The sequence below is a fragment of the Pseudarthrobacter sp. J47 genome, from assembly GCF_049810315.1.
Taxonomy (GTDB): domain Bacteria; phylum Actinomycetota; class Actinomycetes; order Actinomycetales; family Micrococcaceae; genus Arthrobacter.
On the sequence record NZ_CP187358.1, the window covers coordinates 978,283 to 992,815 of the forward strand.

A 14,533-nucleotide genomic window follows, 5' to 3' on the forward strand; every position below is an offset into this window, starting at 1 on the left:
GTATACCGGCGAAGTGTGACCGGCCAGGTGTGGCCGGGAGGGTTCGCGCGGCCTGGGTTGGGGAGTCCGCGCCCGGGTGCTGCAGACTGATTCCTGTGAGCACGCAACCCCGCCCCGGCCTGGCCCTTCTGGCGCTCAGCCTTGGCGCCTCTCTGAATCCGCTGAACTCGTCCATGTTCGCGGTGGCGCTGGTGGTGCTGCGCGAGGATTTCGGGCTGGACGTCGCCACTGTCACCTGGGTAATCACCTCGTTTTACCTGGCATCAGCGGCGGGCCAGCCGCTGATGGGCAGGCTGGCGGACAGGTTTGGCCCGCAGCGGCTGTTCAGCTTTGGCATGCTCCTGGTAGTGGTCAGCTGCGCCGTCGCGCCGTTCCTGCCCAACTTCTTCCTGCTGTGCGTGGCACGGGTGGTGATGGCAGTTGGGACGGCGACGGCGTTTCCCAGCGCCGTGGTGATGGTGGCCGAGCTGAGCCGGTTGGCCCGGACGCCCTCCACCCTGCCCATGAGCCGCCTCCAGATGGCGAACACCTCCGCGGCCGCGGTGGGTCCGGTGGTCGGCGGTGTCCTGGTGAGCCTGGTGGGCTGGGAGGCGCTGTTTATCCTCAACGTCCCGCTGGCGATTATCGCGATGGTGCTGGTCAGGCGCGCGGCACCGGCCGACGTCGAACGTGAGACCGGGAAGCTGTCCGCGCTGATGCGGGATTCGGATATCCCGGGGATCCTGGCCTTTGTGGCGGCGCTGGTGCTGGGAATGATGGCAATGCTCGACGCCGTTCCTGGCTACCGCTGGTGGCTGCTGGGCGGGTCTGTGGTGCTGTCCGCCGTGTTCGCCTGGCGTGAGCTGAAGTTCAGCCCGCCGTTCCTGGACTTGCGGCTGCTGGGCAGGAACCGGCCGCTGCTCCTGGTATACCTGCTGTTCGCGGTGTTCAGCGGGGTGTACTACTTCGCGTTCTTCGGCTTGCCGCAGCTGCTGCAGGAAGCGGGCGGGTTTGATCCCGGCATTGTGGGTTTCCTGATGCTTCCGCTGGCCGCCGCGTCTGTGCTGGTGACGCCGATGACCGCACGGATGATCGACCGCTTCGGAGTGCGGCCCGTGCTGCTGGTTGGCGTGCTGTCCCTGGCGCTCGCCACCGGTGCGCTGGGCCTGCTGACGGTCTCCTTCTGGCCGCCACTGGTGCTGCTCCTCACCGCGCTCACGGGAATTCCCTACGGGGTGGTGAGCAACGCCGCCAACCAGGGGCTTTTGGTGTCTACGCGGCCCGAGGACAGGGGAGTGGCTGCCGGGATTTTCCAGACCTGCAGGTACGTCGGAGCGATCGGGTCCACCGTGCTGGTGGGCGTGCTGTACGGGCCGGGAATCAACCAGGCCAACTGGGGTGTGATGGTGCTGGTGATGCTGGGACTGAGCGTGGTGGTCGTGGTGCTGGCCCTGTTCTGGCGCGGCCGGGAAGCGTAGGCGGGCTTTCTCTTCGGTGGCCCGGCATTGGATTGGGCGCATAATCTCGCCGCCCGGCGGATGCCTGCTGTAGGATTGTAGACAGTTTACGGGACCTCCCAGGGCCCGGATGGAAGGGGTCAACGGCACTCGTCAGGCGCCGGCGGACCCCCGCAAGGGGAGAAATATGGTCATGCAGAGGTTTGAGCCGGTGGTGCGTGAGTCAACGCCGTCCATCATTGCCGGGAAGCTTCGTCACGCGATCGGCCGGGGGCAGATTCCCCCCGGCGCCCAGTTGGGCGAGGCAGAGCTGGCGCGTGAGCTGGGCGTCAGCCGGGGCCCCCTCCGCGAGGCCATGCAGCGGCTCACCCAGGAAGGCCTGCTGATCAGCATCCGCAACCGCGGTCTTTTTGTGATCACCATGACGGACGAGGAAGTCCGCGACATGTACGTGGCGCGCACCGCCGTCGAGCGTGCGGCAGCGGAACTGATCCTGCAAAAGGGAACCGCTTCGATTGCTGCCCGCCTCCGGGACGTGGTGAAGGACATGAAAAAAGCCGCGGACAAGGGGGACCTGGACGCCATGTCGGAGGCGGACATGGAGTACCACGAAGCGCTCGTCTCAGCGGCGGAGAGCCCCCGGCTGACCCGGATGCACAACACGCTGTTGACGGAAACCCGGATGTGCCTGACCGCCCTGGAAAAGAAGTACCCGGACCCGGAAACCCGCGTGGCCGAGCATGCCGCCATCGCCGATGCCCTGGCCCAGGGCGATACCGAACTCGTTGGAAAGCTGCTGGTGAGCCACATGGAGGACGCCCTGCAGCGGCTCACCCCCGGCGCGGACACCCCGCCCAACTAGGTCGCATTTGTTGCCCTTTACACGGCTGTAAAGGGCAACAACTGCGACTCAGTTGGGGGAGGGGGCGGCTTAGGTTCCGTGGCGCAGGCACATCAGGGCGTAAGCGCGGGAGGCCGCCACCAGCTCGGCGACGCTGACGGACTCGTCGACCTGGTGTGCCTGGTCGTTCAGTCCGCCAGGGCCCATCACGATCGTGGGGATGCCCAGGTCCCGTGAAATGAACCCGCCGTCGCAGGCGGCGGTCCAGCCCGTCACGGCACTTTCGACGCCGGCATCCGCCAGTGCTGCCACCGAATTCACTACCAGGGGGTGCTCCGCCGGAGTCCGGAAACCGGGCATTTCCATGGTGACGGCGGCCTCCACCGAGATGCCGTCGGTGTCAATCCCGGCCTCACTGACCTTGGCCAGGAGCCGGTCCAGGATGGCCGCGGCGTCCTCGCCGGGCATCAGCCTCCGGTCCAGGGAAACCGTGCATTCGGCAGCCACCATGGAGGTTCCGCTGCCGCCGTTGATCAACCCGATGTTCCAGCTGCCGGCCCCCAGCAGCGGGTCCAGCGTCTCCTGGAGCCGCGCGTGGTCTTCGCGTACCAGGGCCAGGATCTTCGCCGCGGCATCGATCGCGTTGCGGCCGTCTGCCGGCCGCCCGGAGTGCGCGGCTTTGCCCGTGACTTTCAGCTCGATGTAGCTGTCGCCCCGGCAGCCGATCACCGTCTCAAGGTCGGTGGGCTCCGCCACTACGCACGCGGAGTATGAAAATCCGGGATCAGCCAGCGCGGCGGGTGTGAAAGCCCGGATGCCAAGGCCCAGGTCCTCCTCATCCACCGTGCAGGCCAGCGCCATGTTGCCGGGCAGCCCGGCGCCTGCCTCCTTGAGCGCGGCAAGGGCAATCACGACGGCGGCCAGCCCGCCTTTCATGTCCGTGGAACCGCGTCCGTACAAACGGCCGTCGCGGACGTACGGCTCAAACGGCGGCAGGTCCCAACCGGGCCCTGCAGGAACGACGTCGGAGTGCCCCAGGAAGAGCAGCCCCGGCCGGTCACCGCCGGGGAGGACGGCGGTGAAGTTGGGCCTCCCCGGGGCAACGTCCTGGGTGGAGACTTCCAGGCCGGCGCGCAGGCAGAAGTCCCGCAGCACCGCCACAGTGGCCTCTTCCGTGCCGCCGGGGTTCTCGCCCGCGGCGGCCACCAGGTCCGTGGTCAAGGAGACCAAGGCGGATTCGCTGATCAGGCCCAGCACCTCCTGCTCGAGCTCCTGCTCGAGTGACAGCGACGCAGGGGCGGACCCGGCAGCCGGGCCGGAAGCACCGCTCATGCGGAGGCCTTCACGGCAGCCAGTTCGCGGTCCATCGCATTGCGAAGCCGGATGATGCCTTCCTCGGCCCGCTCCGGAGTGGTGGATGCGAAGCAGAGGCGGAGGGCGTCGTCGAACTTTCCGCCGGCGGACAGTGCGGGCCCGGGGATGAAGGCAACTCCTTCGGCGAGCGCGGTTTCGAACAGCTTCCGGGTGGAGATCCGTGCGTCCTCGCCTTGCAGCGTGAGCCAGAGGAAGAAGCCGCCCTCCGGGTCGGTGGCAGTGACGCGGGAGCCCAGGTGGCGTTCCAGGTTGGCGCGCATGGCGTCCTTCCGCCGCTTGTATTCGACGCGGAGGCCGGCCAGGTGGTTGTCCAGGCCGCCGCGGCGGATGAACTCGGCCACGATGTGCTGGGCGGGAACGTTGGTGCAGGTGTCCATGGCCTGCTTGGCGTTGATCACCAGCTGGCGCAGGGCCGGATCCGTGTCCACCCAACCCACGCGCAGCCCCGGGGCCAGGATCTTGGAGAACGTGCGGACGGAGAACAGCAGGGGGTCGCCCGGGCTGAGGGCCTGGAAGGACGGCAGGTCCTCGCCCTGGAAGCGGAGCAGGCCGTAGGGGTCATCGTCAATGATGACGGCGTTCCATTCGTGGGCGAGCTCCAGCAGCTGGTGCCGGCGCGGCAGGGAAAGGGTGACGCCGGAGGGGTTCTGGAAGTTGGGGATGGTGTAGATGGCTTTGGGAGTGCGGCCGGTTGCGGCAACCAGCTCCGGCAGCGCCTCCACGATCAGGCCGTGTTCGTCCACGGGTGCCTCGAGCAGCTGCGCCCCGTAGCTCAGGGCCGTGGCGCTGCCGTTGGTGTAGGTGGGGCTTTCCACGATCACGAGGTCGCCGGGGTTGATGAAGATCTTGCAGGCCAGGTCCAGGCCCTGCATGCCGCCGGCGGTGATGGTGACCCGTTCCTCGGTGGTGGGGTCCGAGGTGCCGGCCAGGTACTTCACCAGCTCCTTCAAAAGGACCGGCTCGCCCTCGGTGGCGCCGTAGGTCATGGAGCTGTGGTCCAGCACCTGGGCTGCGATGTCCCGGAATTCCTCCAGGGGTACGGCTTCGTCAGCGGGGGAGCCCATGGCGAAACGGACAATGTCGTGGGTCTGGGCGGCGAGCAGCGAGGTGCTGGAGTCGATGACGGAGCCAACCAGGTCCGCTGCACGGTCAGCCAGCGGGAGGGTACGGGGTGCGGAGGTCATGGGCCTAACCGCCTTTCTGGATCAGTTCACGGGGAAAGCTGGTAAAGGTTTCGACGCCGTCTGAGGTGACGCGGATCGATTCGGAGAGTTCGTAGCCGTAGTTGTCCATCCACATGCCTCCGATGACGTGGAAGGTCATGTTCTCCTCGAGGACCGATTCCTCTTCGGAGCGGATGGAGATGGTGCGCTCGCCCCAGTCCGGCGGGTAGCCGATGCCGATCGAGTAGCCGATCCGGGAGGGCTTCTCCAGCCCGTACTTGGCCAGTGTCCAGTTCCAGGCCCGGGCCAGTTCGCGGACCGGAACTCCCGGCTGCACCTCGGTGAGGACGGCGTTCAGGCCATCGGCGACGGCGTCTGAAAGTTTGGCCAGGCGCTCCGGCTTTTTGCCAAGGGTGATGGTCCGGGCCAGGGGTGCGTGATAGCGGTGATGGGCGCCGGCCAGTTCCACCACCACGGCCTGGCCGGGTTCGAACCGGTCCTCGCTCCACGTCAGGTGCGGGGTGTCTGCGGCCTCGCCGGTGGGCAGCATGGGCACGATCGCGGGGTAGTCACCGCCAACACCGTTGGCGCCGCGGATCTGGGCCTGGCTGATGGCCGCCGCCGCATCGCATTGCCGCACGCCGACGTCGATGGTTTCCACCGCCGCCTGCATGGCCGCCATGCACACCTGCGCAGCGCCGCGCATCAGCTGGACTTCCGCGGGGGACTTCACCGAACGGACCCAGTTGACCAGCTCGAAGCTGTCCACCAGGGTCCACTCCGGAATGGCATTTACCAGGGAGCGGTACGCCTTGGGGGAGAAGAAGTGCGAGTCCATTTCCAGGCCCACGCAGCCCTTCGCCGCCGGCGCGATGAGGTAGCGCTCGCGGAGGGCGAAGGCCACCCAGTCGAACGGGTGGATGTGCGGGCGGTGCACGTACTGCTCCGGGTAACCCACAATGCAGTCTTCCGGCAGCCAGGTGGTGCGGAAGGCGCCGCCGGCGTCCATGGCGCGGGCGAAGAGGATCATGGGCCCGTCCGCGGGGACGAACACCAGCTGCGGTGTGTAGAAGGACCAGGCGTTGTAGCCGGTCAGGTAATAGATGTTGGCGGGATCGGTCACCAGCAGGGCCGAAAGCCCCTGCTTGGCCATCCGCAGCCGCACGCCCGCGAGCCGGGCGTCATACTCCTCTTGGCTGAACAGCAAAGAGCCACCTCCGATTTGTTGCTGGGGAAATTTGGGGCAGGCCTGTCAGCTGGTGCTGACGTAGCCGCGTTCTTTGTTGACCACGTTCTCCAGGGCGCCACCGCTGCTCCAGCGCCGCAGGTTTGCCAGGAACTGCCGGGCCAGGGTGTCCCGCCAGCCCACCACATCACCGCACATGTGCGCGGACATGTGGACGTTCTCCAGCTCCCAGAACGGGTGCGACGCCGGGACGGGCTCTTCGTTGAACACGTCCAGTGATGCCGCCGCAATCAGCCCCTCCCGGAGGGCGGCGATCACCGCGGCTTCGTCAACCAGCGCGCCGCGGCCCACGTTGATGAGGTGGGCGCTGGGCTTCATGGCGGCCAGCACCTGGGCGTCCAGCATGTTCCGGGTCTGTTCGGTCAGCGGGGCGATCAGGACCACGTGGTCTGCCCAGCCAACATGGCGGGCAAGGTCTTCGCTGCTGTATACAGTGCCGAAATCCGGATCGTCCGTCCGGGCCGTGCGGCCCACTCCGCGGACCTCGATGCCCACCGCCCGCAGCAGCCTGGCCGTGGCCCGGCCGATGCCGCCGGTTCCCACCACCAGGGCCCGGCTCCCTTCGGTGGGGGTGAGCTCACGGTGCTGCCAGGTGTGTTGCTGCTGGAGGGACTTGCTGCGGTGCAGCTGTTTGTCATGGGCAAGGATCGAGGCCAGCACGAATTCCGCGATGGGCCTGTCGAACGTGCCGTGGGCGTTGGTGACCACTACGTCGGAGGCGCGGAGCTCCTCGAACATCATGGCGTCCACGCCGGCCGCAGCCACGTGGACCCATTTGAGGGAATCGGCATGTGGCCAGGCATCCTTGAGGGCCGAGGAGAAGAAGTCCCAGAGGAACAGGACGTCTGCTCCCTGCGCGGCTGCGCCGAGCCTGTCCGCCGTGGTGAAGGTGACGTCCGCGAGCTGCTCGATCTCCGGAAGATTGAAGGGGCGGGGTTGGCCTTCAGCTTCGAGGACCACCACCCGGGGACGGTGCGTTCCGGTGGGTACGCCGGAAAGGGCATCAGGAATGTTACTCACACCACAAACCTTACGCGATATTAGGATTGTTGACAATAAACAGATGTGACCTGCATCATGGGGATATGACTTCCCTCAGCCCCGCACTCAAGCAAGCAACGCCCGTCGTCGTGGACCACGCCCTTGGCAGCTGGATCTACGGGACGGACGGCAAAGACTACCTGGACTTCACCACCGGAATCGGTGTGACCAGCACCGGCCACTGCCACCCCAAAGTTGTGGCGGCCGCCCGCGAACAGGTGGGCAAGATCATCCACGCGCAGTACACCACGGTGATGCACCAGCCGCTGCTGGAACTGACGGAGAAGCTGGGCGAGGTGCTCCCGGCCGGGCTGGACTCGGTGTTCTACGCCAACTCCGGTTCAGAAGCCGTCGAGGCCGCCATCCGCCTGGCCCGGATGGCCACGGCCCGCCCCAACATCGTCGTCTTCCAGGGTGGATTCCACGGCCGCACCGTCGCCGCCGCGTCCCTCACCACAGCCGGCACCAAGTTCTCCGCCGGCTTCTCGCCGCTGATGTCCGGGGTCCACATGTCCGCCTTCCCCTACGCCTACCGCTACGGCTGGGACGAAGCGGCCGCCGTCGAATTTGCCCTGCAGGAACTGGACTACCTGCTCCAGACCCGCGCAGCGCCCAATGACACCGCCGCGTTCCTGATCGAACCGGCTCTGGGAGACGGCGGCTACCTCCCCACGCCGCCGGCCTTTATGGAGGGCCTGCGTGAGCGTGCTGACAAGTACGGCATCCAGCTGATTTTCGACGAGGTCCAGGCCGGCGTTGGCCGCACGGGCAAGTTCTGGGGCCACCAGTACTCCCAGGCCACCCCGGACATCATCATCACCGCCAAGGGCATTGCCTCCGGCTTCCCCATCTCCGCGATCGCCGCGTCCACCGAGACCATGTCCAAGGCGTGGCCCGGTTCCCAGGGCGGCACCTACGGCGGCAACGCAGTGTCTGCCGCCGCCGGCGTCGCCACACTCGAGGTGGTCAAGGAAGAGGGCCTGGTGGAAAACTCCCGGATCCGCGGTGAACAGCTGCAGGCGGGCCTGAAGGAAATCCAGCAGCGCTTCCCGGTGATCGGCGATGTCCGTGGCCGCGGCCTGATGCAGGGCATCGAGTTCACCGGCCAGGACGGCAAACCTGATTCCGCCACCGCCGCGGCAGTCCAGCAGGCCACCACTGACCAGGGACTGCTGACCCTGACCTGTGGTCCTGCAGGCAACGTGGTCCGGCTGATCCCGGCACTGGTGGTGACGCCGGAGGAAATCTCCCTGGGCCTGGAGCGGTTCGAGGCGGCTGTGGGCGCCGTTGTTGGTGCCGTCCCCGCAGCGGCAGGATCCTGAGCGGCAATGACTGTCTCTTCCCTGCCTGACGCAACGCACGACTTCGGACCGGCAGCTGCCGGCGCGGCGCACCGGGGCGTGCTGGACAGGCTGGCGGCGGCCGGGATCAGCGCGGACAGTTCCGCGCGGCGGCTGGCCGAGTACTCCTACGATGCGTCCAATTACCGGGTGCAGCCGCTGGCAGTGGTGTTTCCACGCTCGGCGGATGAGGTGGTGGCCACGCTGGCCGTGTGCCGGGAGACGGGGACCCCGCTGGTCAGCCGCGGCGGCGGAACGTCCATGGCCGGGAACGCGATCGGGCCTGGTGTGGTGCTGGACTTTTCCCGCCACATGAACAGGATCCACACGATCGACGAAGCCGCCGGCACCGTGTCCGTAGACCCGGGCGTGGTGCTGGCCGTGCTGTCCCGCGACGTGGAGAAGGCCACCGGTAACCGGTTCACCTTCGCCCCGGACCCGTCCTCGAAAAACCGCGCCACCGTGGGCGGTGCGCTGGGCAACGATGCCTGCGGTAATCACTCCGTGCGGTATGGGCGCACCTCTGACCATGTGGTGGAGCTCGACGTCGTCACTTCCGACGGCGCCCGGCTCACCGCCACTGCCACGGAAGTCCGCGCCACGCATCCGGGGGACGCGGCAGCCGAGGCCCGCGCGGCGGCCCTCACCGATTCGCTGAAGGAACTGGTCCACAGCAACCTGGCTGAATTCCGGGTGGAGCTGGGCCGGATCCAGCGGCAGGTGTCCGGGTACCACCTGGACAACCTGCTGCCGGAGAAGGGCTTCAACGTGGCCCGGGCACTGGTGGGTTCGGAAGGCACCTGCGTCATCATCACCGGTGCCCGGATGAAACTGGTGCCCAAGCCGGCCAGTGCGTTGCTGGTGTGCCTGGGCTACGCGGATGTGGTGGACGCGGCCAGGGATATCGGGACGATCCTCGAATTCCGGCCCGCCGCCGTCGAAGGCATTGACGAAGCAATCGTGGACACCATGCGGTTCCGCCGCGGCGAGGGGGCGGTGCTGGGCCTGCCGGAGGGCAAGGCCTGGTTGTACGTGGACCTGGACGGGGACAACCCGGAAGAGGTGGCCGCGCAGGCGAAGCTGCTCCTGGAACGGCTGAAGGCGAACGGCCGGCTGGTCGAAGGCCGGCCGGTTCCGGAGCTGGTGGAACGGGCCTCGCTGTGGCGGGTCCGGGAAGACGGCGCAGGCCTGTCCTCCCGCCTGTCCACCGGCGGCGAATCATGGCCCGGGTGGGAGGATTCCGCCGTGGCCCCGGAAAACCTGGCCGACTACCTGGCGGATTTCCGCACCCTCCTTGACCACTACGGGCTGCAGGGCGTGATGTACGGGCACTTCGGGGCCGGTTGCATGCACATCCGCATCACCTACGACCTCCGTACCGCCGAAGGCCGGGAGGTCTTCCGGACCTTCACGGCTGAGGCCGCCAAACTGGTGGTCCGGCACGGCGGCTCGCTCTCCGGCGAACACGGCGATGGCCGGGCGCGCTCGCAGCTGCTGCCGCTGATGTATTCGCCGCAGATGCTGGAGGCCTTCACCGCCTACCGCCGGCTGTGGGACCCGTCGGGGATCCTCAACCCCGGTTCGCTCACCGACCCGGACCCCATGGATGCCAACCTGGCGCTTGAGGGTGTTCCGGACCGCGAATGGCGCACCAGCTTTGACCTGCGTCCACTGCACTCCGGCGGCGGCTCGGCCACGGAAGGGGATGATCCCGCCACCTCCGAGGGCAGCGGAACTGATCCCTGGGTGCATGCGGTCCAGGGCTGCATCGGGGTGGGCCGCTGCCGTACGGACACCGGCGGCGTGATGTGCCCCAGCTACCGGGCCACCAGGGACGAGAAGGATTCCACCCGTGGCCGGTCCCGCGTGCTGCAGGAGATGGTCCGCGGCGCCCGGACTGTCGAGGAAGGGTGGAAGTCGGAGGAGGTCCGCGAGGTCCTGGACCTGTGCCTCTCCTGCAAGGCCTGCTCCACTGACTGCCCCACGGGCGTGGACATGGCCACCTACAAGTCCGAATTCTTCGACCACTACTACCGGGGCAAGCGCCGCCCCAGGTCCCACTTCTCGCTCGGCTGGCTTCCGCGGTGGCTCAAGGTCACCGGGCGGGTGGCGCCGCTGGTGAACGCCGTGCTGGCCACCCCGCTGGCCAAAGTGGCCGCGGTGCTGGGCGGCCTCACCACGCACCGCTCCATGCCCCGGTTCGCCGGTGCGGGGGAATGGCGCCGCGAGGTGGCTGCTGCCGGTGTGCTTTCCGGAACTTCCGGAAAGCCGGGAAGGCACGACGGCGGAACCCGCCCGGCTGCCGAAGGCGTGGTCCTGTTTGTGGATACCTTCACCCGCGGCTTCCGGCCTGAAGTGGCAGGAGCAGCTGCCCGGGTACTGGCCGGGGCAGGGGAGCCGGTGACCTGTTCGGCTGACGCCTGCTGCGGACTGACCTGGATTTCCACGGGCCAGCTGGACACCGCGAAAAAGCTGATGGTCAACGCCGCAGAAGTGCTGGACGACGGTACGGACCGGCCGATTGTGGTGGTGGAGCCGAGCTGCGCCGCTGCCCTCCGGAAGGACCTCCCGGAGCTGGTTCACACGGATCAGGCCCGCCGGGTGGCGGCCAGGGTGCGGAGCTTCGCCGGTCACGTGGGCGAGCTCGCGGCCGCCGGCTGGACCCCGGCTCCCGCGCAACCGCTGCCGGAGCAGGTGGTCCTGCAGACGCACTGCCACGAGTACTCCGTCTTTGGTGCGGGAACGCAGAAAGCCGCGCTGGCCGCCGTCGGGGTTTCCAACGTCCTGGATGCCCCCGGATGCTGCGGGGTGGCCGGCAACTTCGGCTTCGAAAAAGAGCACTACGACGTCAGCATGCTGGTGGCCGAACAGGCCCTGGCGCCGGCACTTCGCAGCACCGGAGCCGGTTCCGTGGTGCTGACGGACGGCTTCTCCTGCGCCATGCAGGTCAAACAGCTCGACGACTCCCGGCCGGGCCGCCACCTGGCCCAACTCCTTGATCCAGGCGAACAGACTGATCGCCCAACAGACTTCAACAACACAAAGGATTCCTGACATGACATCCCAGACCACCCAGACCGCCCGAACCTCGCAGCGTGCGCTCGACGCCATCGCCAAGGTCAGTACCGGCCTGCTGATTGACGGCGAGTGGGCCGAGGCCGCCTCCGGTGCCCGGTTCGACGTCGTCAATCCCGCCACGGAAGAGGTCATCGCCACGGTGGCCGACGGCGGCCCCGAAGACGCCCGCCGGGCGATTGAAACCGCAGGACGCGTCCAGAAGGAGTGGGCCAAGACTCCGCCGCGCGTCCGCAGCGAAATCCTGCGCCGTGCCTATGACCTGATCATGGCCCGCCAGGACGAGCTGGCCCTGATCATGACCAGCGAGATGGGCAAGCCGTTCGCCGAGGCCAAGGGCGAGGTGGCCTACGCCGCCGAATTCTTCCGCTGGTTCTCCGAGGAAGCCGTGCGCATTGGCGGGGACCTGACCACCACCGGCGACGGCAAGAACCGCATCCTGGTGTCCAAGGAACCGGTGGGCCCCTGTGTCCTGGTCACGCCGTGGAACTTCCCGCTGGCCATGGGCACCCGGAAGATCGGGCCCGCCATCGCCGCCGGCTGCACCATGGTGTTCAAGCCCGCCAACCTCACCCCGCTGTCCTCCCTGGCGCTGGCGGACATCCTCATCGAAGCCGGGCTGCCCAAGGGTGTGCTCAACGTCGTGTGCACCACCAAGGCCTCAGACGTTGTCTCGCCGTGGATGTCCAGCGGAATCGCCCGCAAAGTCAGCTTCACCGGATCCACCGCCGTGGGTGTGAAGCTGCTGGAGCAGGCCTCCCAGCACGTGATGCGCTCCTCCATGGAACTGGGCGGCAACGCACCGTTCATCGTGTTCGAGGACGCGGACCTGGACCGGGCCGTCGAAGGCGCCGTTGCAGCCAAGATGCGCAACATGGGCGAGGCCTGCACGGCCGCGAACCGGCTTTTTGTGCAGCGTTCTGTGGCCGACGAATTCGCCCGGAAGCTCGCTGCCCGCCTGGGTGCGCTCTCGGTGGGCGATGGCGCAGAGGACGGGACCGACGTCGGACCCCTCGTTGAAGAGAAAGCCCTCACCAAGGTGCAGGAACTGGTGGATGACGCCGTGGCCAAGGGCGCCACGGTGGTCACCGGCGGCTCCCGCCCGGACCGCCCCGGCTACTTCTTCACCCCGACGGTGCTCTCCGGCGTCAACTCCGAATCGAACCTGATGAGCGAGGAAATCTTTGGTCCGGTGGCACCCGTCATCCCGTTCGACACCGAGGAAGAAGTCACCCGGCTGGCCAACGACACCCCGTGGGGGCTGGTGGGCTACCTGTTCACCCAGGACGTGGACCGCGGCTTCCGGATGGGCGACGCCCTGGAAGTGGGCATGGTGGGGCTGAACACCGGGATTGTGTCCAACCCGGCCGCGCCGTTTGGCGGCATCAAGGCTTCCGGTCTTGGACGCGAGGGCGGACGCGTAGGCATCGAGGAATTCCTGGAGACCAAATACATGGCCGTCCCGCGCGGCTGACCCTACCACCCACACTTCCAGAGACAACGGAGTCAAGGAATCATGCGTCAAAGAACCGCAAAACCGAAGGATGGACTCGCCATGGCAAATCCACAGGCAGTGCACAACAACCAGCCGGAACCGCAGGAAGCACCGGGGTCCGAACCCTGCACTACAGAAGGTAAGCAGGCCCTGCACCGGTCCATCCTGGGATCAGCCCTGGGCAACGCCGTTGAGTGGTTCGACTACGGCGTTTACGGCTACCTCACCATCTACATGGCCACCAACTTCTTCGGTTCCGAAGAAGGCGACGGCGGCCTGGGAGTCACGCTGACCCTCGCCACCCTGGCACTGTCCTTCCTGGTAAGGCCTTTGGGCGGACTGATCCTGGGACCGCTGGGCGACAGGGTGGGCCGGCAGAAGGTGATGGTCCTGACCGTCACCCTGATGACGCTGGCCACCGGCTGCATCGGCCTGCTCCCGACGCTTGAGACTGTGGGCCTGCTGGCGCCGGTGCTGCTGCTGATCTGCCGCCTGGTGCAGGGCTTCTCAGCCGGCGGCGAGTACGGCGGCGCGGCCGTGTACATGGCGGAATCGGCGCCGGACCGCCGTCGTGGATTCTTTGGCTCCTTCCTGGAATTCGGCACCACGGTGGGCTTTATCCTGGCCGCGATTGTGTGCACGTCGCTGATCGCCGTGGTGGGGGACCAGGCCATGGAGGACGGTTGGTGGCGGGTGCCGTTCCTGCTGACCATCCCGCTGGGCCTGACCGCACTGTGGATCCGGACCCGGCTGATCGAGGCCCCGGTGTTCTCCGAGGCTGCCCAGCACGCCGAGGTGACCAAGACGCCGCTGCGGCACGTGTTCCGGCACAATTGGCGCCAGCTGCTGGTACTCGCCGGGTTCGTGGTGCTCCTGAACGTGGCGTTCTACCTGATCCTTGGTTACATGCCCACGTACCTGAGCGGGCAGCTTGGCCACAGTACTGCGCAGGGCAACTGGATGCTGGTGGGCATCATGGCGCTGATGCTGGTGGCCATCCCTCCGGTGGGTGCACTGTCTGACCGTGTTGGACGCAAGCCGCTGCTCATGGCTGCTGCAGGCGGGTACACCCTGCTGTCCGTTCCGTCCGTCATGCTGCTGGGTATGGACAGCCTCGCGCTGCAGTTCCTTGGCCTCGCAGTCCTGGGGCTGCTCCTGGTGATCCTGGTGGCCTCGGTGTCCTCCACCCTGCCGGCGCTGTTCCCCACGGCCGTCCGGTACACGGGCTTTGCGATTGCGTACAACTTCTCCACCGCGTTCTTCGCCGGCCCGTCGCAGACCATCGCGAACCAGCTCATCGAGACCACGGGCAACCAGCTGGTCCCGGGCTGGTACATGGCCATTGCCGGCATCATCGGCCTGGTCAGCGTGTACTGCATGCGGGAGACTGCCCAGGCCACGCTGCGCGGCGAGGAACTCCCGGGCCTGCCCGACTCGGTAGGCCTGCCCAAGCCGCGGTTCGTCGAGCTGAACCGGCAAGACGCGGAGGCGCGGCGGGCCAGCTTCTAAGGCTTCCTCCGCC

Annotated in this window: 10 protein-coding genes; 6 read left to right on the forward strand and 4 right to left on the reverse strand. The window is 67.4% G+C overall.

The annotated features are described in order from the left end of the window. Positions 1-95 precede the first annotated feature (95 nt). Positions 96-1,457: an MFS transporter gene (locus tag ACPJW8_RS04450; protein ID WP_330193117.1), complete on the forward strand. Its 1,362-nt coding sequence runs from the start codon at positions 96-98 to the stop codon at positions 1,455-1,457. Between the two features lie 166 nt (positions 1,458-1,623). Beyond that, positions 1,624-2,298 (forward strand): GntR family transcriptional regulator, encoded by a 675-nt coding sequence (locus tag ACPJW8_RS04455; protein WP_330186615.1) that lies wholly within the window; start codon positions 1,624-1,626, stop codon positions 2,296-2,298. A 69-nt stretch (positions 2,299-2,367) separates the two neighbouring features. Here ACPJW8_RS04455 and ACPJW8_RS04460 read toward each other — a convergent pair whose 3' ends face one another. From ACPJW8_RS04460 to ACPJW8_RS04475, 4 genes are read right to left on the reverse strand one after another with little or no spacing between them, the layout of a single operon-like run. Then, positions 2,368-3,609, reverse strand: coding sequence for a M20 family metallopeptidase (locus ACPJW8_RS04460; protein WP_330186616.1), 1,242 nt, complete (start codon positions 3,607-3,609; stop codon positions 2,368-2,370). Continuing rightward, the gene (locus ACPJW8_RS04465) at positions 3,606-4,835 is read right to left on the reverse strand and encodes a PLP-dependent aminotransferase family protein (protein WP_330186617.1); all 1,230 of its coding nucleotides are present in this window, start codon (positions 4,833-4,835) and stop codon (positions 3,606-3,608) included. Before ACPJW8_RS04465 ends, ACPJW8_RS04460 begins: the two co-directional genes overlap by 4 nt. A 4-nt stretch (positions 4,836-4,839) precedes the next feature. Then, entirely contained in the window at positions 4,840-6,021 is a 1,182-nt protein-coding gene (locus ACPJW8_RS04470; protein WP_330186618.1) for a M24 family metallopeptidase, read from the reverse strand. Between the two features lie 45 nt (positions 6,022-6,066). Continuing rightward, positions 6,067-7,071, reverse strand: a complete 1,005-nt coding sequence (locus tag ACPJW8_RS04475; RefSeq protein WP_425256454.1) for a D-2-hydroxyacid dehydrogenase — start codon at positions 7,069-7,071, stop codon at positions 6,067-6,069. 74 nt (positions 7,072-7,145) lie between these two features. Here ACPJW8_RS04475 and ACPJW8_RS04480 point away from each other — a divergent pair, with 74 nt between their 5' ends. The 4 genes from ACPJW8_RS04480 (at position 7,146) to ACPJW8_RS04495 (ending at position 14,520) form a co-directional block, all read left to right on the forward strand. After that, entirely contained in the window at positions 7,146-8,423 is a 1,278-nt protein-coding gene (locus tag ACPJW8_RS04480) for an aspartate aminotransferase family protein (RefSeq protein ID WP_330194276.1), read from the forward strand. Positions 8,424-8,429: 6 nt separating this feature from the next. Beyond that, a complete protein-coding gene (locus tag ACPJW8_RS04485) occupies positions 8,430-11,495 on the forward strand; it encodes an FAD-binding and (Fe-S)-binding domain-containing protein (protein WP_330194277.1) in 3,066 nt (1,021 codons plus the stop codon). 1 nt (position 11,496) lies between these two features. Next, positions 11,497-12,990, forward strand: a complete 1,494-nt coding sequence (locus ACPJW8_RS04490) for an NAD-dependent succinate-semialdehyde dehydrogenase (RefSeq protein ID WP_330194279.1) — start codon at positions 11,497-11,499, stop codon at positions 12,988-12,990. An 81-nt stretch (positions 12,991-13,071) separates the two neighbouring features. Next, complete coding sequence (locus ACPJW8_RS04495) at positions 13,072-14,520, forward strand: MFS transporter (RefSeq protein ID WP_330194281.1); 1,449 nt, start codon at positions 13,072-13,074, stop codon at positions 14,518-14,520. Positions 14,521-14,533 lie beyond the last annotated feature (13 nt).